General features: G+C 41.7%; 21 protein-coding genes and 1 pseudogene. 20 read left to right on the top strand and 2 right to left on the bottom strand.

What is annotated here, in order from left to right; all coding sequences use genetic code 11:
• The first annotated feature begins 18 nt into the window (after positions 1 to 18).
• The 8 genes from MSVAZ_RS03055 to MSVAZ_RS03020 all read left to right on the top strand — a co-directional run bounded on the left by MSVAZ_RS03055 (position 19) and on the right by MSVAZ_RS03020 (position 8953).
• On the top strand, positions 19 to 630 hold the full coding sequence (locus MSVAZ_RS03055; protein ID WP_048117905.1) for a translation initiation factor IF-2 subunit beta: 612 nt from the start codon (positions 19 to 21) through the stop codon (positions 628 to 630).
• Positions 631 to 1031: 401 nt separating this feature from the next.
• On the top strand, positions 1032 to 2258 hold the full coding sequence (locus MSVAZ_RS03050; RefSeq protein WP_048117902.1) for a radical SAM protein: 1227 nt from the start codon (positions 1032 to 1034) through the stop codon (positions 2256 to 2258).
• Between the two features lie 93 nt (positions 2259 to 2351).
• Entirely contained in the window at positions 2352 to 2564 is a 213-nt protein-coding gene (locus MSVAZ_RS03045) for a hypothetical protein (protein WP_048117899.1), read from the top strand.
• Positions 2557 to 4032, top strand: a complete 1476-nt coding sequence (locus tag MSVAZ_RS03040) for a tryptophan--tRNA ligase (RefSeq protein ID WP_048117896.1) — start codon at positions 2557 to 2559, stop codon at positions 4030 to 4032. The genes MSVAZ_RS03045 and MSVAZ_RS03040 overlap by 8 nt, the downstream gene beginning before the upstream one ends.
• A gap of 236 nt (positions 4033 to 4268) precedes the next feature.
• Positions 4269 to 5747: a phenylalanine--tRNA ligase subunit alpha gene (gene pheS / locus MSVAZ_RS03035; RefSeq protein ID WP_048117894.1), complete on the top strand. Its 1479-nt coding sequence runs from the start codon at positions 4269 to 4271 to the stop codon at positions 5745 to 5747.
• 235 nt (positions 5748 to 5982) lie between these two features.
• Entirely contained in the window at positions 5983 to 6468 is a 486-nt protein-coding gene (locus MSVAZ_RS03030; protein ID WP_048117891.1) for a hypothetical protein, read from the top strand.
• 672 nt (positions 6469 to 7140) lie between these two features.
• A complete protein-coding gene (locus tag MSVAZ_RS03025) occupies positions 7141 to 7491 on the top strand; it encodes a hypothetical protein (protein WP_048117888.1) in 351 nt (116 codons plus the stop codon).
• A gap of 112 nt (positions 7492 to 7603) precedes the next feature.
• A complete protein-coding gene (locus MSVAZ_RS03020) occupies positions 7604 to 8953 on the top strand; it encodes an MFS transporter (RefSeq protein ID WP_048117886.1) in 1350 nt (449 codons plus the stop codon).
• A 159-nt stretch (positions 8954 to 9112) separates the two neighbouring features.
• Here the strand turns inward: MSVAZ_RS03020 and MSVAZ_RS03015 are convergent, their stop codons facing one another.
• The gene (locus tag MSVAZ_RS03015; RefSeq protein ID WP_232316198.1) at positions 9113 to 10570 is read right to left on the bottom strand and encodes a PKD domain-containing protein; all 1458 of its coding nucleotides are present in this window, start codon (positions 10568 to 10570) and stop codon (positions 9113 to 9115) included.
• Here MSVAZ_RS03015 and MSVAZ_RS21005 point away from each other — a divergent pair.
• Positions 10563 to 10700: a hypothetical protein gene (locus tag MSVAZ_RS21005; RefSeq protein ID WP_232316197.1), complete on the top strand. Its 138-nt coding sequence runs from the start codon at positions 10563 to 10565 to the stop codon at positions 10698 to 10700. The two genes, MSVAZ_RS03015 and MSVAZ_RS21005, sit on opposite strands and share 8 nt — an antisense overlap.
• Positions 10701 to 11134: 434 nt before the next feature.
• Here MSVAZ_RS21005 and MSVAZ_RS03010 read toward each other — a convergent pair whose 3' ends face one another.
• Positions 11135 to 12103: a right-handed parallel beta-helix repeat-containing protein gene (locus tag MSVAZ_RS03010; RefSeq protein WP_048123604.1), complete on the bottom strand. Its 969-nt coding sequence runs from the start codon at positions 12101 to 12103 to the stop codon at positions 11135 to 11137.
• A 1566-nt stretch (positions 12104 to 13669) separates the two neighbouring features.
• Between MSVAZ_RS03010 and tnpC the strand changes: the two are divergent.
• From tnpC to MSVAZ_RS02945, 11 genes and pseudogenes are all read left to right on the top strand, one after another.
• A pseudogene (gene tnpC, locus MSVAZ_RS02995) lies at positions 13670 to 15102 on the top strand (IS66 family transposase).
• A gap of 571 nt (positions 15103 to 15673) precedes the next feature.
• Complete coding sequence (gene ahbD, locus MSVAZ_RS02990) at positions 15674 to 16741, top strand: heme b synthase (protein ID WP_048117880.1); 1068 nt, start codon at positions 15674 to 15676, stop codon at positions 16739 to 16741.
• Entirely contained in the window at positions 16734 to 17282 is a 549-nt protein-coding gene (gene ahbA, locus MSVAZ_RS02985; protein WP_048117877.1) for a siroheme decarboxylase subunit alpha, read from the top strand. The genes ahbD and ahbA overlap by 8 nt, the downstream gene beginning before the upstream one ends.
• A gap of 5 nt (positions 17283 to 17287) precedes the next feature.
• On the top strand, positions 17288 to 17746 hold the full coding sequence (gene ahbB, locus MSVAZ_RS02980; protein WP_048117874.1) for a siroheme decarboxylase subunit beta: 459 nt from the start codon (positions 17288 to 17290) through the stop codon (positions 17744 to 17746).
• 55 nt (positions 17747 to 17801) lie between these two features.
• Entirely contained in the window at positions 17802 to 18476 is a 675-nt protein-coding gene (locus MSVAZ_RS02975) for a precorrin-2 dehydrogenase/sirohydrochlorin ferrochelatase family protein (RefSeq protein ID WP_048117871.1), read from the top strand.
• Positions 18477 to 18897: 421 nt separating this feature from the next.
• Positions 18898 to 20247, top strand: a complete 1350-nt coding sequence (gene hemA, locus MSVAZ_RS02970) for a glutamyl-tRNA reductase (protein ID WP_048117868.1) — start codon at positions 18898 to 18900, stop codon at positions 20245 to 20247.
• A 304-nt stretch (positions 20248 to 20551) separates the two neighbouring features.
• Complete coding sequence (gene hemB / locus MSVAZ_RS02965; protein ID WP_048117865.1) at positions 20552 to 21526, top strand: porphobilinogen synthase; 975 nt, start codon at positions 20552 to 20554, stop codon at positions 21524 to 21526.
• Positions 21527 to 22023: 497 nt separating this feature from the next.
• A complete protein-coding gene (gene hemL, locus MSVAZ_RS02960; RefSeq protein ID WP_048117862.1) occupies positions 22024 to 23298 on the top strand; it encodes a glutamate-1-semialdehyde 2,1-aminomutase in 1275 nt (424 codons plus the stop codon).
• Positions 23299 to 23346: 48 nt separating this feature from the next.
• The gene (hemC, locus tag MSVAZ_RS02955) at positions 23347 to 24297 is read left to right on the top strand and encodes a hydroxymethylbilane synthase (RefSeq protein WP_048117858.1); all 951 of its coding nucleotides are present in this window, start codon (positions 23347 to 23349) and stop codon (positions 24295 to 24297) included.
• Positions 24298 to 24400: 103 nt separating this feature from the next.
• Positions 24401 to 25306 carry a dihydroorotate dehydrogenase gene (locus tag MSVAZ_RS02950; protein WP_048117857.1) on the top strand — a complete coding sequence of 302 codons (906 nt, stop codon included), beginning with the start codon at positions 24401 to 24403 and terminating at the stop codon, positions 25304 to 25306.
• Positions 25306 to 26085, top strand: a complete 780-nt coding sequence (locus MSVAZ_RS02945; protein WP_048117853.1) for a dihydroorotate dehydrogenase electron transfer subunit — start codon at positions 25306 to 25308, stop codon at positions 26083 to 26085. The genes MSVAZ_RS02950 and MSVAZ_RS02945 overlap by 1 nt, the downstream gene beginning before the upstream one ends.
• The last annotated feature ends 37 nt before the right edge of the window (positions 26086 to 26122 follow it).

The raw sequence follows: 26122 nt of genomic DNA, 5'->3' as shown, positions 1-26122 counted from the left end.
ATCAAAAGGAGTAATATTATGTACGATTACGAAGAGCTTTTGAACCGTGCAATGGCAAAAATGCCTGACACCGAGACTACGGATGCTCGATTCGTAATCCCTGAGCCCAGAATTTTTTCCGAAGGAAAGACTACAATTCTTGAGAACTTCGGAAATATTGCAGATATCCTTAACCGGGACCCTGACCACTTGATGAAATATCTCACAAGGGAACTTGGGACTGCAGGGAAAATAGAAGGCACACGCGCAGTCTTCCAGGGAAGGTTTACGAGAGCCCAGATCTCTGATAACATTCAGGCTTATGTGGACGAATACGTTATGTGTTCGGAATGCGGACGCCCGGACACCCAGCTTGTCAGGGTGGACAGAGTACTTATCCTGAGATGTTCTGCGTGCGGAGCTCACAGACCCGTCAAAAAGAGAAAGGTAAGCAATGTGGTTGTCAGGGATGCCATCGAAGAAGGAGGAACTTACGAACTCCGGATCGATGCAGTCGGGTCCAAAGGCGATGGAATTGCAAAGATAGATAAGTATACGGTTTTCGTGCCCGGAGCCTCAAAAGGCGACGTGGTCAAAGTAAAAATAAAGAAAATCAGCGGAAACCTCGCTTTCTCAGAGAGAGCAGCCTGAGGTTTAAGCTTTTTTAAATATCTTAAAAAGCAGCTCAGGTCGATTACTTATATTTTCGTGCCTGGGTAGCCTAAATTTTTCTTTTAGATTTAAGCTTGCACTCCAGAGTTAAGCCTCCAGAAAATCCAGGGACGACTTGTTTTTTGGCCAAGTCTTTTTTCAAAAGGGTTATTTTAAAAAGGGTTATTTTAAAAAAGGTTGTTTTAAAAAGGATTGTTTTAAAAAAGGATTATTTTAAAAAAGGATTGTTTTAAAAAAGGATTATTTTAAAAAAGGATTATTTTAAAAAAGGATTGTTTTAAAAAAGGGTTATTTTAAAAAAGGTTGTTTTAAAAAGGATTGTTTTAAAAAGGGTTGATTTTAAATATCCAGCAAGCAAATCAGGAACCTGTGAAGAAAGAATGACTTCTGAAAAAAAGGATACACCGGAAGTTTCATTGAGAAAAGTTCAGGCAGAGGAAAAAAAGATAGAAATTTTCTCAATGCCCGGGCTGTCAGTAAACCTCAGGAATGCCGGGGACATTCTGGAGCTTACGGCAAACGGGACCCTGAAAGTAGCTTTCAACCCTATCCTGAAAAAGATGAATTCCCGCCTGAGAGAGGAAAAACTAGCCCTTGTAGAGGAGGACAAGGTTATTGCCTCAGCCTGGCTCCCTCCGATCCCAAGCCCGGCCTTTAAACGTCTTATTTTTGCGGAAATACAGATAGCTCTCGGAAAATACATTCCTGAAACCGTATCCATTGAACTTACTCGCCAGAACAGTTCGAGATATCCACCAGGAACGATTGCAGATGAGCTGGATACCGGCACATTAAAAAGAATAATTGATGAAGCCCTTGAATCCGGCAGTTTCATTATCACATTTACTGAAAATGATCCTCTCCTGAGGGAAGAAGTCTTTGAGCTGATAAAGTATGTGGACAAAAAGCGGGCTATAGTAAACTGTTCCACCTGGGGTACGGACTTTTCAGCAGAAACAGCTTCCCGCCTGAAAGACGCCGGGCTCCATTCCCTTATGGTAGGGATTTACTCACCTGATCCTGAAAAACACGACGCTGCCCGAAATTCCAGTGGAGCATACGAAAGGGCGGTTTCTGCCATAAAACTGGCACTTGAAGCCGGGCTCATGGTTGTAATGACAACACATGCGTCTCCCTCAAATATACAGGAACTGCCTGCGCTCTATAACCTTGCATCAGAACTCGGAGTCCATGAATTTTCAGTCTGGGAAGCAATGCCCAAAACCAGGGATGAGCCTGTAATCACTGACGAAGATAGGAAAAGCATCCTTGAGATGTACCACAGGATAAATTCCAGCCCGGACGGCCCGCGGATGTTTGCAAATACTTATTTTGAAGGTCAGATGATGGGTGCAATGGAAGGCAGGCGCTGGATGCATATAACGGTAGACGGAGATGCAAAAGCCGGCCCTTATCCGCCTTTCAGTTTTGGGAATATAAAAGAGGAATCTTTAAAAGAGGCCTGGCAGAAAATCAGGAGTTACTCTTATTTCCAGAAGCAGAAAAATCTGGCCCCTATGCACGACCCGGAATTTATGGAGTTTGTTGACAGGATTCCCAAAGGAGCAAAGCTGCCTTATCCTTTTGAAAAGGTTTGCGAAAAGTAAAAAGGAATAAGTTGCAGGATGTCCCTTTACAGTATTTTTCTCTAGAGTCTCTCTGATACATTTATATTTTTTAAACCTGCTTTTAGTCGGGATATGCAGACCAGAATTAAAAGCCTCGTACCTCTGGAAAGCCAGTATGAGTCTGGAACTGCCTGCCCGAAGATAAACATTTACATATTAGCACGTATTTTTAAAGAGCAGTTTAGCTGGAACTGCGTTCATATCTTAAATTATTCAGCAAGAGAAAGCTGCCTGCCTGAGGCTTTTCCCAGAAAATCGGCAGCCAACGAGGGACTTTATGACTGAGAAACTTGACCCATGGAGTTCAAGCGAGATTAATGACTATTCCAAGTTATTCGAAGAATTCGGGATTTCTCCATTTGATAATGTACTTCCTGAAATCCCCTCCCCACATATGTATATGCGGAGACGAGTTATCTTCGGGCACCGTGATTACGAACAGATTGCAGAAGCCATGAGGACAGGTGCCCCTTTTTCGGTTATGGACGGTTTTATGCCTTCAGGGAAGGTTCACCTCGGGCACAAGATGGTTATGGACCAGATAATCTGGCACCAGCAAATGGGAGCTTCATCTTTTGTCGGGATTGCGGACAGGGAGGCTTTCTCAGTACGCGGTTTTTCCTGGCAGAAGTGCAGGGAAATTGGGGTAGAAGAATACATATTAAGCCTTATAGCTCTCGGTTTTAAGCCCGATGGTCTTATTTACTTTCAGTCAGGCTGTGATAGTGTCAAAGACCTGGCATTTGAACTAGGGGTCAAGGTCAATTTCTCGGAACTGAGTGCAATCTATGGTTTTTCAGGAGAGACAAACCTATCTCACATGATCAGTGTAGCAACCCAGGCTGCCGATATTCTCCAACCCCAGCTTGAAGAATTTGGGGGACCAAAGCCGGTTGTGGTGCCTGTGGGGCCTGACCAGGACCCTCACCTTCGGCTGACGCGAGGGCTTGCAGGCAAGATGAGTATGTTCAGGGTAGAGGAGAGAGAAAACGCAAATGGCGAGAAATACCTGAGCGTGCGCGGCAAAGGAGCACCGAAGCAAGCGTTACAGGAGCTTAAAAAACGCATTCCAGGAAAAGTGAAACTCTATGAAGAACACATTGATGTACTTCAGATTCCTGACTATGCATTCCTTGAAAGGTTTAGTTTACAGATAAGCCAGCCTGAGAAAAGGGAATACTTCATGACCCAGATCCAGGAAATCGCTAAATTTGCTAATGAGGCTAAACCACCTGAATTTTTGGATTATGAAAAGTACTTCGTTTTCAGAAGAGTCTGGAAAATCATAAGGAAAATCCTGGAAGAAGTCGTGGCAGAAGTATCCGCTGAATTCGAAGGCTATGCTTTCATTCCTCCCGCATCTACCTATCACCGCTTTATGAGTGGGCTGCAGGGAGGAAAGATGTCAAGCAGCGTCCCTGACAGTTATATTGCTCTGACTGACGATCCGAAAGAAGGCGCAAAAAAGGTAAAGAGAGCAAAGACCGGCGGCTGTGTAACCCTGGATGAACAGAAAAAACTTGGCGGAAAACCTGATGAATGTTCAGTCTTCGAACTGATGCTCTTTCACCTTCTTGGGGACGATGAGGAATTACTGGAAATCAGGCAGGAATGCGTCTCAGGAACCAGGATGTGCGGCTCATGCAAGCAGCTTGCGGCAGAGAAGATGTACGAGTTCCTCAAGGACCATCAGGAGAAACGGGAACTTGCAAGGGAACAACTTGATGAGTACAAAATAATTTACAAAAAGTAATTTGCAAAGAGTAATTACAAAAAGTAGTTTACAAAGAGTAATTACAAAAAGTAATTTACAAAAAGTAATTTACAGAAAGTAATTTACAGAAAGTAATTTACAAAAAGTAATTTACAGAAAGTAATTTACAAAACTCAAATCCATAAATAACCTTACAAAATAATTTTTATAAAAATAATTAGTTATAAGTTTATCAAACTCTTAATATTTTCAGGAATTTCAGGATGTGATCATGTATGAGTATTCAGGACAATCTCACAATCAACGAGAAAAAGGTCTTGCTTGCCCTTGAGGAAATAGGATCTGCTGCCCCCGAAAAGCTGGAGGAGAAATCAGGGTTGCAGGTGGATGCGGCAATGCAGGCAGCCTTCATGCTTGAGGAAAAAGAACTGGTTTCGGTTTCCGAAAAGGTACTTGAACGTTATTCCCTTACAAAAGAAGGAGAAGAGTATACAAAAAACGGACTTCCGGAACGCCAGATTATTGACTTCCTGAAGAAGCCTACCTCGCTTGAAGAGCTGAGGAGCCATTTTTCTCCGCAGATGGTAGGGATTGCAACCGGCTGGCTCGTAAAAAAAGGATGGGCGAAAATTGAAAACGGGGTAATGGTGCCGTCGGGAAATGTATATGCAGGAAAAGATGAAGAAACCCTTGCGGCTTTCACAGACAAAGCAAAAACCCTTGAAGAGCTTGGGTCCGACCAGGGAACAATAAAGGACCTGCTCAAGCGTAAACTTATCATAAAACATGAAGAAAAATTCAGAACTGTTTCCATAACTGATGCCGGAAATGCGCTTGCTGTCCAGGGGCTTGTCCTTGAAGAAGAAATCGCCCAGCTCACTCCTGATTTATTGAAGAGCGGGGCCTGGAAAGAGAAAAAGTTCAGGCCTTACCGTCTTGATATTACTCCCAAACCCCTTTATGGAGCCAAAATCCATCCTTACAGGCGTCTTATAGAGCAGATGCGCCAGATCTTCCTGGAAATGGGTTTTGCTGAGATTAAAGGCGGGATCATCCAGAGTTCTTTCTGGAATTTCGATGCCCTTTTCCAGCCCCAGGACCACCCTGCAAGGGATATGCAGGATACTTTCCACCTGGACAGCACCTGCGAGCTCCCCACTGAGTACTTTGAAAATGTTGCTGCAATGCATGAGCACGGAGGAGAAATCGATTCCTGCGGCTGGGGAGGAATCTGGGATAAGGAACTTTCAAGACGCAACGTGCTGAGAACCCATACAACATCCGTCACTGTCAAGTATCTGGCTGACCACCCAATATCACCTGTAAAAGCTTTCTGCATTGACAGGGCTTACCGCAGGGAAACCATTGACCCTACACATACCCCGGAATTCGAGCAGCTTGAAGGGGTTGTAATGGACAAAGATATGTCTTTTGCAGACCTGCTCGGCTTGCTGGCAGAATTCTACCATAGGATGGGATTTGAAGAAGTCCGCTTCCGTCCCGGATACTTCCCATACACCGAACCAAGTGTGGAACCTGAAGTCTATGTTGACGGCCTGGGCTGGGTTGAACTTGGAGGTGCAGGCGTTTTCAGAAGAGAAGTTAGTGAACCTTTAGGGATTAAAGACCCTGTCCTTGCCTGGGGGCTCGGAGTCAGTAGACTTGCCATGCTGAAACTCGGGCTTAAAGACCTCAGGCTTCTGTACCAGTCCGATATTGACTGGCTCAGAAAGAGTGAAGTTTGCAGGACCTGAGATCTGAATTAAGGGTTCATAACCTGAAACTCTCAGGTTAAAAATTTTCATATTTAATTTTAGATAAAAATCTGCGGCCTTCAAGGCCACGAGAATTGGGGGGTGGGGCATATACCTTACAGAATGCTAGTTTCTAAACATATTTTCTCTAATAAATATATAAATTACATTATATATTAATTGATGAAATCAGGGATGAGTATATTGCGTAGCAGTTAAACAAAAGGGGTCAGTAATGACAGATATCCCAGCAGAAACAGAGAATCCAGTAGAAACAGAAAATCCAGCAAAAACAGAAAATCCAGCAAAAACAGAGAATCCAGTAGAAAAAGAGAATCCAGTAGAAAAAGAGAATCCAGCAGAAAAAGAGAATCCAGCAGAAAAAGAGAATCCAGCAGAAAAAGAGAATCCAGCAGAATCTGTGACTGCCCCTAAAGAAATGCAAGGTGCCCCGGAAGTTCAGAAGGCAGTCAAACCAAGTAGAGTAGCTGTGAAAACCGGCATAGCAACCCGGTACTGGCTTGAACTGATGCCCTATCCTGCAGGCAGTGAAAGAAGTTTATGGCTCTTTGTTAATGATGACTGGAGGCATCTGGACGATCCCGGTCCTGGCACTCAGGTTTCTGTGCAGGATGCCTTTTGCAGATGTTCGGAACGACTGGAGGTTCTGGTCTGGTACTCTGAAGATGTAATTAAAGGACTTGTAGTAAAGACAACATAACTCAAATGAATTTTGGTTCGGTTAATATATGATCCATCAAAAATGTGTTATTTTGTTGCTATTTTTGTAAACCTAGTGCATCGATTCCAAAGTATGTCCGAAATGAATTTTTTGAAAACCACTGAAAGCACGGAAGACACGGAAATCAGTAGTAAAGGCGTGTTTCTTCCGTGCTTTCCGTGTTTTCCGTGGTTGTAATATCCAGATCAAATCACTATGCGACAGGCTGCGTTTTCCGTGTTACAAAATTCCATGTGACTTTAAAATAATATTTGCGTCATAAACTGTGTTTATTTTTCTTATTATGTACATATTTGAGAATCGATATACTAGAAATGTAAATCTTGATGAGTAAATGATTGCAGTAGCCATTTTGAGGTTAAAACAGATTCCTTAACCGAATCCAAATAAACTCAAATGAAATCTTTCTTTTCTAATTTTCATCATTTTATAATAAATTTTTTAATGACTTTTCCGGTTGATCACTCCAACTATGTCGTTGCTCGAGTTTTCGCTCAAGTCTTTTTAAAAGGCATACGGATAAGCAGTTTTTTGGAAAGACTGTCGGTCTAAACTTTTTATATGAGAGTTGGATTAAATAACTACAAATCCTATTTTCCGGTATAAATTATCCGATAAAGGATTATAAGAAGTGGGATCGTGGGGTGAACTATGGACAAAAATAGATATTGGGAAATTACGCGAAGCGATTGGTACGGAACTGTTCAAGTGCTTTTTGCGTTCATAGCAGTAATCATGATATCATCAGTTTTCCTGCTTGCGAGCTACTGGTATCTCTGGATCATGATAATAGCCGGGGTTCTTTTTCTGCTTGTAGTATGGCACACAAAAAACTTTGCCTATCTCTGTCCCGGATGCGGAGAAGTGTTCGAGGTTTCAACGCTTGAAGATTTCATCAGCCCTAATGGTGTGAATAAAAAGTACCTCAGGTGCCCCAGGTGTGGGAAAAGGGCATGGGCCGATATTCTGAGAATTAAAGAGAAAACTGTCCATAAGAAATAGTTGTTATCTGAAAGCAGCTGTTATCTGAAAGCTGAATATACCGGTTATGTGAAAAGGAAAAGGGAACCTGAAACCCTGGGAATAGGTTTCCGAAAACGAACCCTGAGGAAAGATGGAAAAGGAAAACAAAGGCAAGAAAAACAATCCAGACTCTCGTACAGGAGAAAACGTTTCCCTCCTTCCAATTCTTGCTGTAAACTTCATAGGCACACTCGGGTTTAGTATTGTACTCCCGTTTCTGGTGTTTCTGGTTAACCGACTGGGAGGAAATGCTTTCATTTATGGGTTGATAAGTTCGATGTATCCGGCTTTTCAGCTAATAGGAGCCCCGATTCTGGGCAGGTGGTCTGATACTTACGGCCGTAAAAAGATACTGTTTATAAGCCAGCTAGGAACTCTACTCTCATGGATTATCTTCCTTGTAGCTCTTTTTCTTCCGGTAATAAGCCTGTTTAAAATCGATTCCAGAGTTCTGGGAGCTTTTACTGTTACCCTGCCCCTTGCAGTACTTTTTTTCGCCAGAGCTCTTGACGGGCTGACCGGAGGAAATGTATCGGTAGCCAATGCCTATCTGGCTGATATTACTGCTGAAAGAGATAGGAACCGAAATTTCGGGAAAATGTCTATTTCCGAAAACCTGGGATTTATAGTTGGTCCTGCTCTTGCCGGAATATTGAGCTTAACAATGTATGGGGATGTAGCCCCTGTGCTTGGAGCAATAGTAATCTCACTTATTGGGACATTGCTGATTATATTTTATCTTCCCGAAAGTAAAGAGTGCACTCCCGGAGAGCCTGAAAAAGCCGAGGAAGTATGGAAAATCTTCGGTTATGAGATAAGGGAATGCAAAACCACGTTTGGGGCGAAAAAACCTGAATTCAGGGAGATTCTTAGACTTCAAAATATCCCTTATATGCTGGGACTGTACTTTCTAATTGACCTCGGTTACAATGTATTCTACACAGCTTTTCCCCTGCACGCAATTTCAACTCTCAACTGGAGTATTGCGAAAATGGGCATTTACTTTACAGTATTGAGCGGGCTTTTGATAATCGTACAGAGTACTGTACTTCCCAGGGTTTCAAGAAAATATTCGGATGCAGCCCTTATAATCTTCGGAAGCCTGATGCTCGGTACAAATTTTCTACTCCTCATTCCTGGAAATATTTTCCTTACCTACCTTGCAGCAGGTTTTTTTGCACTTGGAGACGGACTTATGTGGCCTTCCTTTCTCTCCCTCTTATCAAAGGTTGCAGGAAAAAAGTACCAGGGTACGGTACAGGGGGTTGCCAGCAGTTTTGGAGGCCTTGCCAGTATCACCGGACTTATCCTTGGCGGCCTTTTATATGAAACACTTGCCGGAGCCTCTTTTCTGATTGCAGGTCTGGTAATCTACACAGTCTTTTTGCTCAATTTCAGGCTCAGGAGCTTTGAAGACCAGCTAATTTTGAAGAACAGATAATTTTGAAAAACAGATAATTTTGAAGAACAGATAATTTTGAAGAACAGCTAATTTTGAAGAACAGCTAATTTTGAAAAACAGATAAATAATTCCCCCACTACCCTTTAGCCTTGATTTTTTTATCGTTTCAATTTAGTTAATTTAGAGTTTATTCAGAGTTTATTCATTTTCAGCGTATATACCAGGTCTGGTATTTGTTGTCACTGTTATGTAATTTGTCTTCGTTACAGTACTGCCGCCTGCAGCATTACTTACTGTAAGTGTAACCTTATATTTTCCTTCCTGTGAGTACTGATGCCCTGGATTCTGCTTGGTTGAAGTTGTCCCGTCTCCAAAACTCCATTTCCATTTATCTGGTATTCCTGTGCTTGTGTCAGTAAATTTAACGTTTAATGGAGCTTTTCCTGAGGTAGGTTTCGCAGAAAATGCAGCAACGGGTTTTGCTATTACTTTTATATAATCTGTTTTTGTTGCGGTGTTGCTGCCTGCAGCATTTGTAGCTGTAAGTGTTACCGTGTATTTTCCTGCTTTGGAATATTTATGGATTGGATTCTGCTTGGTTGAAGTAGCTCCATCTCCAAAAGTCCATTTCCATTTAGTCGGTGTTCCTGTGCTTTTGTCAGTAAACGCAACATTCAATGGTGCTTTTCCTGAGGTTGGAGATGCAGAGAATGAAGCAACGGGTGATATTGGTCCTGGTCCCTCGCTTGAAATAGTGCTCATGTAAATATTAGAGTTATCATTACTCTCATCGCCATATACCACTCTATTATCATAGATAGCAGGCTCATATACACTTCCACGGCTGGTAATTTTAAATTTCTGATTAGTGGAAAGATCGCACATGTAGATACCATGATATTTCCAGCCATCATCCTCTCCACCTTCATCTTTCCACAATATCCTGTTGCCATAAATACAGGGAGACCCCTGGTTATCTGGACTGCTAGTTATCTGAGTTTTCTTTCCGGTAGAAAGATCATACATATAGATATCGTCGTTTCCACTGCGATCTTCGGCGTATACTATCCTGTTACCGTAAATGGCAGGATTTTTTGCCGATCCGCTGGTGGTTATCTGAGTTTCCTTTTTAGTGGAAATATCATACATGTAAATATCATATTTATAATTCCCATCTCGATCATCTTCCCATACTATCCTGTTATCGTAGATAGCCGGATAGTATGCTCTTCCGCCGGTGGAAATTTGAGTTTCTTCGGAAGTGGAAAGATCGTACATATAAATCTGCGAATATTCCTCGAACATATATTCCCACACAATCTTGTCATCATAGATTGTCGGGTCACTCGGCCATTCATAATCAGCTCCATTATTGGTGGGGATTTGAGTTTCTTTTTTAGTAGAGAGATCGTACATGTAGATACCCCATTTTTCGTTGCGGCTGTCTGTCCATACGATCCTGTCACCATAAATTGAAGGGTCCCATTTATATGAATTATTTGTGGTTATCTGAGTTTCTTTTTTAGTAGAGAGATCGTACATGTAGATATTATAATTTTCATCGCGCCAATCCTGCCACACTATCCTATCACCATCGATATCAGGTTCGCATGCTGTCCCACTGGTAGTAATTTGAGTTTCATTGATCGTGGGCAAACTGCTTTCCGCTGAAGATGCTGATGCTGCAGAAGAAAATAAAAGCAAAATTAAGGATATTGAAAATAATATTTTTTTATGGATAGTCTTTCTTTTCTCCATCAAACTCACCTATAATATCCAGTTATAAAAATTTAATTCAATTACTTAAATTCTAAAAACTATAGTTAAATTTTATTATTTTTACTTAAAAATATATAAAAATAAGTTTTAGTGGTTTATAAATAAAAAATCTTTAGTTTATATACGTAGAGCTTTTAGAAATAACTGGACAGGCATTGTAAAAAATGAAAAGAATAAAACATAATAAAAAATAAGGAATGAAAAACATAAAAAATCAATAAAACATTAAAAATCAATAAAAGAAAGAGGGAACAGTTTCCTGTTAACCTTCTTTCCGACAATCATTTGTAAGCAAAGTACGCCACGACTTCTTCTTCACTTACGGCATCGTTCCTGCAAAAACCGAAGCTTTCGAGCTATACGAGAGCTTGGACTATACAATAATGCTTTATGTATATGCAGGGATCTTAATTTGAAACATGTCTCATCGTGTTTGTTAAATCAGTTGTCAAGGGAGCCGTATCCATATCCTTTTGCTACCCAATTTTCAACGCTGTGATCTGATGGTCCTAATGTGTTTGAGCCTGATCCGACCGCAACGTAAGGTGACACATTCCACATAACATTATCATGAACGCTAATAGACCCGCTTGCATGAATGTTTCCAATACCTGCACTGCTGCTTGATCCTTTGAAGTCATGCATGATATTATGATGTACATTCGCATTTGTCAGTGAATTTTCCAGCTCAACGCAGCACCAGCCAGAGCCGGCACTACCTGAAAAGGTATTGTGGTCCACTTCAATATTTGCGCAATTGTCTATCCTGACACCTGTATTGGTTTGAACCTCAACATCACAGTTATACATTCTGGAATTCTTAGTTCCGGAGAGGAATGATACACCATCGTGTCCTACGGAATGCATTCTGCAATTGTATACTTCTATTCCAGAACTTTTACTGATTCTGACACCATCGCCATACAGATAGCGGGTGAATAAAATATCATGTACTTTGCTATCACTCGAAGACATTAATTTTATGCAGTTTCGATAGTCTCCGTGACCTCCATCACCAGGTCCGGTTGCTGTACTTTTGAACTGAAGGTCACATACTTCAACATTAGAAACACCTGACCCGAAAACATATGCAGGTGATCCATCGGAATTACAAACTGAACCGGTAGCAAAGATTATTGTATCGTCGCCTGCACCTTTCAGTACCACATTAGATTTCAAAATTATAGGTGCACTTATCTTATAAGTGCCAGCACCAAGGTAAACATATCCAGGGTTACTTGATGTCGCTCCTGGTGCTACGGAGTTTATTGCGGTATTAATTGCAGTCTGGGCATCTGATCCAGACGTTGGATTTACAGTTATCGTATTCTGTGCGCCTAACACAGCGGGTACGGTTGTTAAAATAAGGCATGCTGCTAGGAATATGTTTCCTATCTGTCTTTTTAGCATCGTATCACCTTTGGGTTGGGTTTAGAATTAAAATGGAATCAAAAAGTTCCATAGGGTTAGAGTCTATTTTTCCCCAAAGTACATACGGCCGTTAAACTAAGACATGCTTTCAGGAATAGGGTTTCCTGCTTCTTTTTTAGCATCGTATCACCTTTGGGTTGGATTTGGAATCTGCGTAAACTCAAAAAACTATAAGATAGTTATATTTCTCCAACAGTTGATACGATTGTTAAAATAAGGCATGTTACTAGGAATACGTTTCCTATCTGTCTTTTTAGCATTGTATCGCCTGGGTCGGACTTTAAATTTGAGTAAACTCAAAAATCCAGGATAATCGCATACTCTTTCCCAGATATTTCTCAAAATTCCATATTACGTACTCGTAATGTTTTTCCGAACTATCTAATTAGACCGAGTCCATATCAAGTATCTAATTATGCCGGGTCTATACGGTAATTCAAAGATTCTAATTACGTCTGCGTAATATTTTTGAATCTATCCATTCAGTTCTCTGCGATTTATGTGGGGCGGACACGTTGCACACAGAGTCTCACTCTCCAATCACATAATAGGGATCAGTCATCGGAGGTGGGGCCGAATGTTAGAAGTTTTTGCTTCTATCACTCAAAACCTGTTGCTGACCACAGGATGTTATTCTTTCTGGTCAATAATTCCTGTTTTACTAATATGTCTAGCCAGGTCAACTCTTCTGAAAGGTTTTCCCTTTCTGTCCTTTAATTGCTGAGTTGACATCTAGGTTTATACAGGTTATATTATAAAATATTTTTGTATTTTTTTCAAAAAATTTTAGAAAATAGCTAATAACATGTTAATGTTAATAATACAAGTAAATTTACAGAATCAATCACATGAGAACGTGAGTAAGTTGACGCTTATATCCACTGAGCTAAAAAGACTCAGGGGTTTTACGCTTCGTCATATATTGAACGGCTCTTCACTACTTCGAGTGGAGAACTTTCATTTAGCTTCTAAATGTTAAAGTAGCATATATCAGATATGAAAACAGTTATTGTTGAAAATACCATTCAAGCTTGATTTTTTCAGATTTGACCTTAATGCTTTCTAACTAAACAATTATTTTCAACCCATACAAAACAGCGAAGAGCCATAATTCAAATAATAAGAGCTTAGATCTTTTCATATTCTTTCACAAGGAAAAGATTGTAAATGCGGAATTATAGAAAATTGCTTCTATTTCTATTAATCATACCCTTAGCTGCAATAGTGGGTTATTATTTGCTAATACTTCTTCTCGGTGGTCCGGCAGTGGATAATTTTTTTGAGTTAAAAAACCACGATGTAGGGACCCATGAAGTATCGGTTGAAATACTCAATTCTCATAATGAATCCGTATTTAAGGAATCATACAAGCTCCGTCCGGACGAATCAGTCTCAATGACAAAGCCGCTTAATCTCAAAAACTCTTTTGAATCGAAAGAATATATTTTTAAGATTATATGTAACTATTCAGGTAGCCTTGTTAAGGCTACACAATTTTTCCTCGTTCCGAGGAAAAATTGGATATAAAATGAACCATTTTCTTCCTTGATGAAACGTGAAGAGATTCTTGCTTTGTGTGCTTCAAACCCTGAAGTTATTGCTTATATTATAAGTCTTGAATCTCAAATTAAAGACCTCACTGAAAGATTGCAAGTTTTAGAATTTCGCTTAAATCAAAACAGCCGAAACAGCAGTAAACCTCCTTCTAGTGACTATATTTCCAAAGGAAAACCTAATCCAAAAAGTCTCCGTAAACAGAGTGGCAAGAAACCTGGAGGTCAAGAAGGTCATCCAGGAACAACTCTCGAAATGGTAGATAATCCTGATTAGGTAATAGAGCATTCTTTGAACTGTTGCGAAGAATGCGGCCAGAATCTTGAGGATGTTGAAGTTAAAGCTTATGAGGTAAGACAGGTTTTTGATATTCCGCCTGTAAATCTTATTGTTACAGAACATCAAAGTCAGATTAAGATCTGTCCTTGCTGTGGAAGGTTAAATAAAGCTGAATTTCCAGAATCAGTAAATTCCCCAGTTCAATATGGTCCTAATATCGTAGCTTCAGCAATTTACTTTAAAAATCACCATTTCATTCCTTATAAAAGGATTTCTGAATTGTTTCATGATGTAATGGGGATAAAAATCAGTTCTGCTACCATTATTGAAGCAGAAAGAGAATGTTTCCTGAATCTTGAAGAATTTGAAAACGTAATTCGAGAAAGTTACTCTCTTCTCCTGTTATCCATTGTGATGAAACTGGAATGAAAGTTCACGGAAAAAGACATTGGCTTCATGTAGCTTCTACTGACAAATACACTTGTTATTTTGCTCATCCGAAAAGAGGATCAGAAGCTATTGATGCTATGGGAATTCTTCCAGAGTTTAAATGGGTAGCAGTTCATGATGGATGGAAACCTTACAACGGTTATAATTGTGATCATGCTCTTTGCAATGCCCATCTCCAAAGAGAACTTATTGGAATTGAGGAGAGTTATAAACAGCAATGGGCTAAAGATATGAATGAGCTGTTATCTGAAATGAAAAAGTATACTGATGAGTGCAAAGAGCAGGGCAAATATCTGGATTTTGAACAAGTTAAGGCATTAGAAAAAAGGTTCGATACTGTAGTCGCGAAAGGAATTGAAGAAAATCCACCTTCTCTAAATCCTGAAAGACAAGGAAAACGTGGTATGTATCCAAAAACCAAAGCAAGGAATCTGCTTGATAGGTTTATAGAACATAAAGAAAAGATTCTGAGATTCCTGAAAGACTTGAAAGTTCCGTTTGAGAATAATCAAGCAGAAAGAGATGTCAGGATGATGAAACTACAGCAGAAAATATCAGGAACTTTCAGAACTACACGGGGAGCGGAAGCTTTCTGCAGAATTAGAGCATATATTTCCACAATAAGAAAGAATGGTTTACCTGTTTTAGAGGGTATTCTCGCGGCGCTCAAAGGAGCGCCGCTAGCTATACCCTGAATAGTTACGATTATATTAGATAACGGGATTGCAGAGGAAAAAACTTCAATATATCTGAACCGCTGGAGTACAGCTACTATAGATATTTATTGGGATAACGAGACTCCGATAATGATAAGGGAAGTTATGGTTTAAGAGGACAATTCCCTATTTTTCAATAAGCTCACCATAATGTGGATTTTCATTCAGTCAGTCAGTCAGTCAGTCAGTCAGTCAGTCAGTCAGTCATTACTTAATTAGTTTTATTATATTAATTTCTAAATATTTTATTTGATTATAAATTGTCAAATAACCTGGATATAACAAAAATCCCTGACATTTTATCAATTTCTTTTTGCAATTTTTTATTTGAGATGGCAGAATATTAATATTACTTTACTAATATGACTTTTCAAGTCTTAAATCCAGATCTTTCAAATCTTAACCGGAGAAAATTCAGGTAATCGGAGAAATTCCCGGTAAAATAATCTGGACTTTATTCGGTCTTCAAACCAGGATTTTAACTTTCTAATTATCGTTAATTTGTAAATCTCATTAAACTTTGAATGCTATTAATGAAAACAGCTAATTTATGATCGCCATGACAAATGCACCAAGACTTATCGCATGGGAACTGACTGCAGGGTGCAACCTGAACTGCGTACACTGCAGGGGATCTTCCACTTCCTCGGTTCCGGCGGGTGAACTTACAACTGAAGAGGCTAAACACTTCATAGATGAAGTTGTAGGGCTTGGAAAACCCATTCTCATTCTGAGCGGAGGCGAGCCTCTGACCAGGCCCGACGTTTTTGAAATTGCACGTTACGGAACTGATGCCGGGCTCCGAGTCGTACTTGCAACAAACGGGACTCTTCTTACGCCTGAAATTGTTGAGAAATTAAGAGCTGCCGGAGTGCAGAGGCTCAGCATTAGTATTGACGGAGCAACTGCAGAAACGCATGACAATTTCAGGGGCATGCCCGGGGCTTTTGAAAGAACGCTTGCAGGCATTCAAGTCCTCAGGAAAGCCGATTTTCCTTTCCAGATCAATACTACGGTTTCAAAACGCAACCTTGAAGAAATACATAAGACCTTTGAGCTTGCAAAAGAGCTTGGTGCAGTTGCATATCATGTCTTTTTCCTTGTACCTACAGGCAGGGGAGAAGAATCCGATGAGGTATCCCCTGCAGATTACGAGCGCATTCTACACTGGTTTTATGAGATGCAAAAAGAATCGAAAATCCAGTTGAAAGCAACCTGCGCTCCCCACTATTTCAGGATAATGCGCCAGCAGGCAAAAAAAGAAGGCATTGAAATTTCGGTTAAAACCCACGGATATGAAGCAATGACAAAGGGCTGCCTCGGAGGTACAGGCTTCTGTTTTGTATCAAGTGTCGGGCAGGTCTATCCCTGCGGCTACCTTCCAGTTCTTGCCGGAAACATAAGGGAAGAACCTTTCAGGGATATCTGGGAGAACTCTGAGGTATTCAGGAAACTGAGAGACCCCGAAGAGCTTAAAGGAAAGTGCGGGATATGTGAATACAAAAAAGTCTGTGCAGGCTGCAGGGCAAGAGCCTATGCTGCTACAGGCGACTATCTCGAAGAAGAGCCTTACTGCATATACAGACCCCGAAAAAATAGTAGTGATCAGGATGATTGACATTGATAATTTAAAAGATCAGCTCAAGAAAGAGGCTGCCGATTTTTCCTGTGATATGGACCCTAATGACAGGGAAGTTCCGGTAATAGAACTAGATGAGACCGACAAGAAAATCCTCAACCTTATCCAGCAGGAAGTCCCCCTCGAAGTTGAACCTTTTGCAAAGTTAGGCGAGATTATCGGACTTTCCGAAACCGAGGTAATTGAAAGGCTGCGAGAACTTAACAAGAAAGGGGCGGTAAGAAGGGTAGGTCCTGTCCTTAGCATGAGAAATATGGGAGGCGTAAGTACTCTTGTAGCTCTGAAAGTGCCTGAGTCCCGCATAGAAGAAGTTGCTATTTTTATTAACGAGTATTCCGAGGTTTCCCATAATTATCTCAGAAGTGCTTCACAATATAATCTCTGGTTTACACTTTCTGCTCCAAATAAAAACAGGCTTGAAAGGATTCTCAGCGAAATCCGAGAGAATACAGGCTGTCCTCTTCTTGATCTTCCTACAAAGCACCTGTTTAAGATTCAGGTAAAATTTGATATCAGGTGAAATAAATGGATAAAACGGATGTAAAACTGCTAAAACTTGTGCAGGACGGAATTCCAATCACACATTCTCCTTTCAAAGGATTTGCTTCTGAACTTGGAATCAGTGAACAGGAAGTTGTTGACAGGCTTAAAAACCTCCAGAAAGCCGGGAAAATCCGTCGCTTTGCAGCTTCAATCGGGCACAGAGCTATAGGCATAACAGCCAATGCAATGTGTGTCTGGAATGTTCCTGATGAGCAGATAGAAACGGTAGGGAATATCATGGCTGAATTTCCCGAAGTGACTCACTGCTATGAACGCCCCCGCTATCCTGACTGGCCGTACAATCTGTTTACTATGGTTCACTCTTACACTCCAGAAGACTGTGAAAAAGTAGCTGTAAGGATATCGGAAGCTACCGGAATTAATGATTATACCCTCTTTTTCAGTGAAAGAGAATTCAAAAAAACCGGGGTCAGACTGTAAAATTCCTATATTAATAAGTCCCGATATTAAGATTTTTATTGCGAGGTTCCTGGCTATGGCTGAAACAAATAATTTTCTACCGCTTATGCTTGACCTGTCTGGCAGGAAAATCGTTATCTTTGGGGGAGGCTCGGTTGGGGAACGCAAAGCCAAACTCTTTTCCGGCTGTGCAGATACACTTGTTGCCAGCCTTGAATTCTCCCAGGACCTGCAGGAGCTCGGAGCTTCAGGCCAGGTAAGGCTTGTTCGGCTCGATTTACTTACGGCTTCGGATTCTGAGCTCCGGGAACTAATTTCAGGAGCTTTTCTTGTCATCCCTGCAACAAGCAATTTTGAACTTAACCAGAAAATCACTGCTATCGCACGGGAGAGCGATATTTTGATTAATCAGGTAGACACTTTAGGTAGTGTCGTAATCCCATCAGTGATTAAAAGAGGAGACCTCGTGATAGGTATTTCCACTCTCGGGCACAGTCCTGCGGTCTCAAAATATACTCGCAGGCAGATCGAAGGCCTGGTTACTCCCGAATATTCCGATATGATCCGGCTTCAGGATGAGCTCAGGAGTTACCTCAAGAAGCATGTGGCAGAACAGAGGGAGAGAAAAGCAATTCTCTGGAAAGTCCTGGAAAGCGAGGCTGTCTGGGATGGATTTTCCGAGTCTTATGAAAAAGCAGCTGAAAGGGCGTATGCGATAATTTCAAGTTACCTGGAACATTCCGACAGATAATCCTGAAAGGAATCGAAGATGCTGGAAGGAAACTATAAACGTTAAGAACCTTCAAAGTACACCCTTAATTAAGTATTCTCAAAATCTCAGTAATAGTAAAGTCTCAGTATTCTCAAAATCTCAGTAATAGTAAAGTCTCAGTAATCTCAAAATCTAGTAATCTCAAAATCTCAGTAATCTAAAAGTCTCAGTAATCTCAAAATCTCAGTAATCTAAAAGACTCAGTAATCTCAAAATTTTAATGTTCCATGAATCTCAAGACGACCTGAATCAAAATATTCTGCAAATGGAAGCTTTAAATAAAAATAATCTGTAAATAAAATTCGTTTGTGAAAAAAGGCTTAGGAGTTATGACAAAGTTTAATTTACAGCTCCTTATATTATTACTCTATTCCTGATTCATTCTATCCGGAGGCTCTCTGTGACAGAAATCTCAAGTATGGTTATATCCCATAAGAAAGCAAAAATTGAGGAAATGGAGTCCGCCTGGCACGGAGATCTGGACGGTCTGCTCCATAATTTGTATAATCATGAATATGTTCATGAGTGCGTTGTCTTGAAAACCTGCAACCGTGTTGAAATTTATGTTGTTTCCCCCAGCAGCAGTATACTTTTCTCTTTTGCAAAGGAAATGGGAGCTTCCACCCATATTATTGATTTCTATGGGCATGACGAATCTCTTGAACACCTGCTCAGGCTTGCCGGCGGGCTTGAATCTATGATTGTTGGGGAAGACCAGATTTTAGGGCAAATAAAGGAACTCTACGCTTATTCCAAAAAAGCGGGAACTACCGGAAAAATCCTTGACACTGCCTTTGATAAAGCTATTCAGGTAGGAAAACGTATCCGTAACGAAACCCGGATCAATAAAGGTTCGGTATCCATAGGTTCTGCGGCTGTGGACCTTGCAGAGGAAATTCTGGACGGGCTCACAGGAAAATCCGTGCTTGTGATAGGGGCAGGGGAAATAGGAGTTCTTGTAGCAAAAGCCCTGGCTGAAAAGGATATCGAGGCAATCTACATCGCTAACCGTACCTTCAAGAAAGCTGAAGAACTTGCCTATGAACTGGGAGGATACGCAGTCAAGCTCAATGATGTCCAGTCTCAACTTAAAAGTGCTGATGTTGTAATTAGTGGTACAGGTGCTCCTCATTACATTTTAACCCGTGAAATAGTTGAAAAAGCCATAAAAGACCGGGATAAAAACCGTAAACTCCTCTTAATTGATATAGCAAATCCCAGGGATATCGAGGAATCGGCTGCTGAACTCGATAACGTGGAACTGTGCAATATTGACAATCTCAGGGTGATCAGTGAGAGAACGCTTAAAATGAGGAAAGAGGAAGCTAAAAAAGCCGAAGATATAATTCAGGAAGAGATCAAGCTTTTAAACCTCCAATATAAACGCCAGAGAGCCGATAAGATTATATCTGAACTTTATAAGCAAGTGTATGATGTGAGAATGCGGGAAAGGGAAAAAGCAGTTAACAGGCTCTGTGCTTACCATACTATAGGAAAAATCGAAACCGAGGTGCTTGATGACCTTACCCATTCCATCGCAAACAAAATTCTTGCCGAGCCCACCAAAGTTCTCCGCCAGGCCGCAGAGCTCGGAAACGACGAGTTCCTTGACGTAGTTGCAAGGATCTTCTGCCTCGAAAAAGACAAGGTAAAAGCGGAAAAAATGAAATCCGATTGCGTGATAAAGGTGGAAAATATGAAACCCGATTGCGAGAGTGCGAGAGATCGGGTTTCTGAAAAAAGTAACTAATAAAAAAGAATCAGAAACTATACAAAATTCGTAGACAAGATAATTCGCAGATAATTCACAGATAATTCACAGATAATTTGCAGATAATTCATAGATAATTCATAGATAATTCATAGATAATTCATAGATAATTCATAGATAATTCATAGATAATTCATAGATAATTCATAGATAATTCATAGATAATTCATAGATAATTCATAGATAATTCATAGATAATTCATAGATAATTCATAGATAATTCATAGATAATTCATAGATAATTCATAGATAATTCACAGATAATTCGCAGAGAAGTGATCAAATGTTTCCAGATGTCAGGTTAAGACGATTGAGAAGAGGAAAGATCAGGAACCTTGTGCGTGAAACTACTTTATCCGTAGACGACCTGGTCCAGCCCATTTTTGTGAATGAAACTATTGATTCTGCTGTTGAAATCCCTTCCATGCCCGGAATATATAATATTCCTCTCTCTGAGGTTGTGGATGAGGCAAAAGAGATTGCAGAACTCGGGATACCGGCAGTGATTATTTTTGGAGTGCCTGCATTTAAGGACGCGGAAGGCAGTTCTTCTTATGGGGAAATCGATGTCGTCCAGGAGGCTGTCAGGAGAATTAAGGCCGAGCTTGGAGACGAACTTGTTGTGATCACGGACGTCTGTATGTGTGAATACACAAGCCACGGGCACTGCGGAATCGTTGATTTCGAAACAAAAGAAGTCCTGAATGATCCCACCCTTGAGGTCATAGGAAAGATTGCAGTGAGCCATGCAAAGGCAGGTGCTGATATGGTGGCTCCGTCGTGTATGATGGATGGGATGGTAGAAGCTATCAGACACGCGCTTGACATGAACGGATTTGAGAATATTCCAATAATGTCCTATGCCGCAAAATATCATTCGTGTTTCTATGGGCCTTTCAGAGAAGCCGCTGAGTCAGGATATTCCTTCGGAGACCGTTCTACCTATCAAATGGACCCTGCAAACGGCAATGAGGCTATCAGGGAAGTAACTCTTGATGTAGCCGAAGGCGCAGATATAATAATTGTAAAGCCAGCTCTTCCTTACCTTGATATTGTCTACAGGGTCAAGACGGACTATGGGATGCCAACTGCTGCATACAACGTAAGCGGAGAATATTCCATGATCAAAGCCGCCGCAGCTAATGGCTGGCTTGACGAAAAGAAAGCAATTTACGAATCCCTCATTTCCATCAAAAGGGCAGGAGCAGATATTATCATTACCTACTTTGCAAAAGATGCTGCCCGCATGTTGAAGTAAGCACCTCTTTTTCAGGTGCTTTTTCTTTTCAGATTTATTTCGTTTTTCTCCCTTTCCCGCCTTTCCTGCCTTCAAAACTATTGCTGATTCCGTTTACACACCCATCAAGTTCATTAATAACTGCTTAATAGAGAGAGTCTCTGTTATAAGATAGAAAAGTAATACAGTAAGGTGTAAAAAGCCTTAACTTTAAAGTGCAGATTAATATATAAAATCAGTATAATATTTATAAATTTAGTTCAACATAATTTAGTTCAACATAATTTAGTTCAACATAATTTAGTTCAACATAATTTAGTTCAACATGATTCGGTTCAGTGTAAAACATAATTCGGTTCAGTATAAATTCAATTCTATGTGCAAGTTAAGTTCAATTCAGAGCTTAACTTAAAATCCAGAACTTAACTTAAAATCCAGAACTTAACTTAAAATCCAGAACTTAACTTAAATTTACGAATAACTGTTATAGATTTTCAGTCCAATCCGGTGAGATTTCCATGATATCTGAGGTAACACTTGAGAAGTCCAGGCAGATGTATGAGAAAGCAAAGACCCTTATTCCTGGTGGAGTAAGCAGTCCTGTACGCGCAATAAAGCCATATCCATTCTATACGGCGTCAGCCAATGGCTCAAAGATAAGGGATCTTGACGGGAACGAATACATTGATTACTGTCTGGCTTACGGCCCTGCTCTCCTTGGGCACAATCACCCTGTGATAAAAGAAGCTATTAAAGCCCAGCTCGACAAAGGCTGGCTCTACGGGACCCCTACCGAGCTTGAAGTAAACCTTGCCGAGAAAGTTGCAGGATATTATCCCAGTATCGATATGCTCCGCTTCGTATCCACAGGCACGGAGGCTACAATGAGTGCTCTTCGACTCGCCCGCGGCTTTACGGGCAGAAACAAATTCATCAAAATTGAAGGCGGATTTCATGGGGCTCATGATGCGGTGCTTGTAAAAGCAGGATCAGGAGCGACAACTCTTGGAGAGCCTGATTCCCTGGGGATACCTGCAGATTTCACAAAATATACCCTGCAAGCTCCCTATAATGATATAGAAGCAATGACAGAGCTTGTAGAGAAAAACCGAGATGAACTGGCCGCAGTTATCATAGAGCCCGTGCTCGGAAACATAGGCCCGATAACTCCCCTGCCCGGATACCTGGAAGAGCTCAGGAAGCTTACCCTGGAAAACGACGTGCTTCTCATATTCGATGAGGTTATCACTGGATTCAGGCTCGCAATGGGAGGGGCACAGGAATACTTTGGAGTCGTGCCTGATATGACCACTCTTGGAAAGATCGTGGGTGGAGGGCTGCCTATAGGTGTTTTTGGAGGAAAGAGTGAAATCATGGAAATGATCTCACCATCCGGCCCGGTCTACCAGGCAGGGACTTTCAGCGGAAGTCCGTGTTCCATGGCTGCGGGAATTGCAGTGCTTGACTATATGGAGCAGGAAAAGATCCACGAAAAAGTTAATTCGAAAGGCGATTACATACGGGCTGTACTTACAGAAATTGTTGAGGACGAAGGGCTTGATTACAGCGTATGCGGAATTGCTTCAATGTTCAAGATTTTCTTTGGAGCCGAACCTCACAACTATCAGGAAGCTCTGAAGTGCGATAAGGAGGGTTACCTTGCTTTCTTCCACAGGATGCTTGCAAGCGGAATTTTCCTCCCTCCCTCGCAGTTTGAAACAAACTTCGTCTCCGCAGCCCATAGCGAAGAGGACATCGAAAAAACCCTTAAAGCATACACCGAAAATCTTTAAGCGGATTTATTTTGAACGGATTTACATCTTTGAAAACGAGGATTCTATATGATTATAGGTACGCGGGGCAGCCAGCTTGCACTTGCTCAGGCCGAGACTGTTGCACGCCTTTTGAAAGCACAGGGCGTTGAAACCAGCTTGAAAATTATAAAAACCAGCGGAGACCGGTTTACTGACCGGCCTCTACACGCCGTATCAAGCGGAGTTGGAGCTTTTGTCAGGGAACTGGACGAAGTTATGCTTGAAGGAGAAATAGATATCGCTGTCCATTCCATGAAGGATATGCCAACGATTCGCCCACCAACACTTCCAACAGCAGCCGTTCTGAAGCGGGATACCCCATTTGATCTCCTGCTGACTTATGACGGAACCTCCCTGGACGAGCTGCCCGAACAGTCTATTATAGGTACCAGTTCCCTGAGGAGGGCCGCCCAGATCAAACGCTATAGGCCTGACCTTGTTACACAGGATTTAAGGGGCAATATCGATACAAGGCTCAGGAAGCTGAAAGAAGGAAAATATGACGGCATTCTGCTCGCTAAAGCGGGGCTTGAACGCATGGGCTGGGAGCTTGAAGGGGAAATTCTTTCTCCTGATTTCTTCTGCCCATCTCCCAATCAGGGTACGATTGCAGTTGTCACAAGAGCAGGTACTGAGGCTGAAGCTGCGGTTTCCAGGCTTGACCATACTGACAGCAGGATTGCCACCGAAATTGAGCGCATCCTGATTTCCGAACTTGGGGGAGGCTGTACCACGCCTATAGGTTCTTATGCAGAAATTACGCCTGACCGAAAAGAAATCCATGTGCGGGCTGAGGTCCTTTCCCTTAGCGGTGAGGAAACTGTCGGTATAAATGAATTTATCCCTATGGCAGGAGGCATTGAAAAAGCCAGAGAACTCGGAAGCAGTCTTGTACATATGGGCGGAAAGAAACTTGCTGAAGAGGCTCTCCTGCAGCTTTCGAGGGATTCGTGCGACTCGGATGATTTATACGAATAATAACTAAATGATAACACGACTGATAACGCAAATGAAATGCAAATGAAATGCAAATGAAATGCAAATGAAAATGATATTCTAACAGGGCAGAAAGGAAACAGCTATGTATACTCTTACCGGACTTAAACTGAAGAACCCAACCATTCTTGCAGCCGGGATACTTGGCACAACCGGAGCATCACTGTGCAGGGTTGCACATGAAGGAGGGGCTGGAGCCGTTGTGACTAAATCCATAGGCCCTATGCCTAAAACCGGGCATTCCAACCCGAGCATGGTCAAACTTGACTGCGGATTTTTGAATGCTATGGGACTTCCGAATCCTTCCTATCCCAGCTTTATCCAGGAACTCGAAATTGCAAAAAAGGATGCAGGAGTCCCAGTAATCGCAAGCATCTTCGGCGGAAACCCGGCCGAATTCAAGGAAGTTGCAGAGGGCCTGCTCCCTGCGAAACCCGATGCTTTCGAGCTAAATGTGAGCTGTCCCCATGCAGAAGGATACGGAGCAGCAGTTGGCTCTAACCCCTGTCTTGTGGAAGCAATTACAGCCGCAGTAAAAGACATAGTAAATGTGCCTGTGTGGGTTAAGCTTACTCCTAATGTTTCTGATATTACGTGCATAGGAAATGCAGCAGAAGCAGGGGGAGCAGATGCAGTTGTTGCAATTAATACCTTAAAAGGGATGGCTATAGATATAGAGTCCGGATATCCTGTCCTGGGGAACCGTTCAGGTGGGCTTTCAGGAAAAGCAGTCAAACCCGTAGCTATCAAATGCGTTTATGACCTGTATACTGCCCTGGAGATCCCTGTAATAGGGGTAGGAGGTGTATCTTCCTGGCAGGATGCGGTAGAAATGATGATGGCAGGGGCTGCGGCTGTCCAGGTAGGATCGGCTGTATATGACAGGCTTGACATCTTCTCAGAAATCAGTACAGGTATTGAAGCTTTCCTGCAAAGGAAAGGCTATTCGGACGTGAAAAAATTAATAGGGCTTGCTCATGAGATGGTCTGATGCTTCCTCTTAATGCTACAATATTAAAGATATATGAAGAGTCTCCTTCAATCAGGACTTTCTTCTTTGATTTCCAGTTTGAGACCATGAATCCCGGCCAGTTTGTAATGGTATGGGTCAGGGGCGTGGACGAGGTTCCTATGGGCCTATCGAGTAAGAATTCCATAACTGTCCAGAAAGTGGGAGAGGCAACTTCAAAGCTTTTTGAGCTGAAAGAAGGAGATTCTTTCGGGCTCAGAGGTCCTTATGGAAAGGGCTTTTCCCTGCCTTCGGAGGGAGAAAAAACTCTGGTTATTGCAGGCGGGGTTGGAGCTGCTCCCCTTGTTCCTTATGCCGAAGCAGCGCGGAGTGCAGGCTCGGAAGTTCATACAGCGCTTGGAGCGCGGAGTGCAGGTGACCTTCTTTTTGAGAAACGCTTTGCAGAAGCAGGGGAAGTCTACATTTCTACGGATGACGGCTCAAAAGGGACAAAGGGCTTTGTAACCGATGTGCTCAACAGCCTCAACCTTTCGGTTTATGACAAAATTGCGGTCTGCGGGCCGGAAATAATGATGGCTTCGGTTTTCAGGCTCCTGGAGGACAGAGAGGTTCTTGATAAGTCCGAATTCAGCCTTCACCGCTATTTCAAATGTGGTATAGGAGTCTGCGGGGCATGCTGTATAGACAAGTCAGGACTCAGGGTTTGCAGGGACGGGCCTGTGTTTTCAGGTGTGCAGCTCATGGATTCCGAACTGGGAAAATATACGCGGGATGCCAGTGGGCGAAGAGTTAAAATTTAAGTTTGAATATATCCTTTTAAAAAAATGAAGGAAAGCG

It is taken from the genome of Methanosarcina vacuolata Z-761, from assembly GCF_000969905.1.
Lineage (GTDB): Archaea > Halobacteriota > Methanosarcinia > Methanosarcinales > Methanosarcinaceae > Methanosarcina > Methanosarcina vacuolata.
The sequence above is the reverse complement of the archived record's forward strand: the minus strand, read 5'-3'. Positions and strand labels throughout refer to the sequence as shown.

Bases quoted from the DNA above. Each gene is read 5' to 3' on its own strand.
- MSVAZ_RS03055 (WP_048117905.1), top strand. From the start codon at position 19: ATGTACGATTACGAAGAGCTTTTGAACCGTGCAATGGCAAAAATGCCT.
- MSVAZ_RS03050 (WP_048117902.1), top strand. From the start codon at position 1,032: ATGACTTCTGAAAAAAAGGATACACCGGAAGTTTCATTGAGAAAAGTT.
- MSVAZ_RS03045 (WP_048117899.1), top strand. From the start codon at position 2,352: ATGCAGACCAGAATTAAAAGCCTCGTACCTCTGGAAAGCCAGTATGAG.
- MSVAZ_RS03040 (WP_048117896.1), top strand. From the start codon at position 2,557: ATGACTGAGAAACTTGACCCATGGAGTTCAAGCGAGATTAATGACTAT.
- pheS (WP_048117894.1), top strand. From the start codon at position 4,269: ATGAGTATTCAGGACAATCTCACAATCAACGAGAAAAAGGTCTTGCTT.
- MSVAZ_RS03030 (WP_048117891.1), top strand. From the start codon at position 5,983: ATGACAGATATCCCAGCAGAAACAGAGAATCCAGTAGAAACAGAAAAT.
- MSVAZ_RS03025 (WP_048117888.1), top strand. From the start codon at position 7,141: ATGGACAAAAATAGATATTGGGAAATTACGCGAAGCGATTGGTACGGA.
- MSVAZ_RS03020 (WP_048117886.1), top strand. From the start codon at position 7,604: ATGGAAAAGGAAAACAAAGGCAAGAAAAACAATCCAGACTCTCGTACA.
- MSVAZ_RS03010 (WP_048123604.1), bottom strand. From the start codon at position 12,103: ATGCTAAAAAGACAGATAGGAAACATATTCCTAGCAGCATGCCTTATT.
- ahbD (WP_048117880.1), top strand. From the start codon at position 15,674: ATGATCGCCATGACAAATGCACCAAGACTTATCGCATGGGAACTGACT.
- ahbA (WP_048117877.1), top strand. From the start codon at position 16,734: ATGATTGACATTGATAATTTAAAAGATCAGCTCAAGAAAGAGGCTGCC.
- ahbB (WP_048117874.1), top strand. From the start codon at position 17,288: ATGGATAAAACGGATGTAAAACTGCTAAAACTTGTGCAGGACGGAATT.
- MSVAZ_RS02975 (WP_048117871.1), top strand. From the start codon at position 17,802: ATGGCTGAAACAAATAATTTTCTACCGCTTATGCTTGACCTGTCTGGC.
- hemB (WP_048117865.1), top strand. From the start codon at position 20,552: ATGTTTCCAGATGTCAGGTTAAGACGATTGAGAAGAGGAAAGATCAGG.
- hemL (WP_048117862.1), top strand. From the start codon at position 22,024: ATGATATCTGAGGTAACACTTGAGAAGTCCAGGCAGATGTATGAGAAA.
- hemC (WP_048117858.1), top strand. From the start codon at position 23,347: ATGATTATAGGTACGCGGGGCAGCCAGCTTGCACTTGCTCAGGCCGAG.
- MSVAZ_RS02950 (WP_048117857.1), top strand. From the start codon at position 24,401: ATGTATACTCTTACCGGACTTAAACTGAAGAACCCAACCATTCTTGCA.
- MSVAZ_RS02945 (WP_048117853.1), top strand. From the start codon at position 25,306: ATGCTTCCTCTTAATGCTACAATATTAAAGATATATGAAGAGTCTCCT.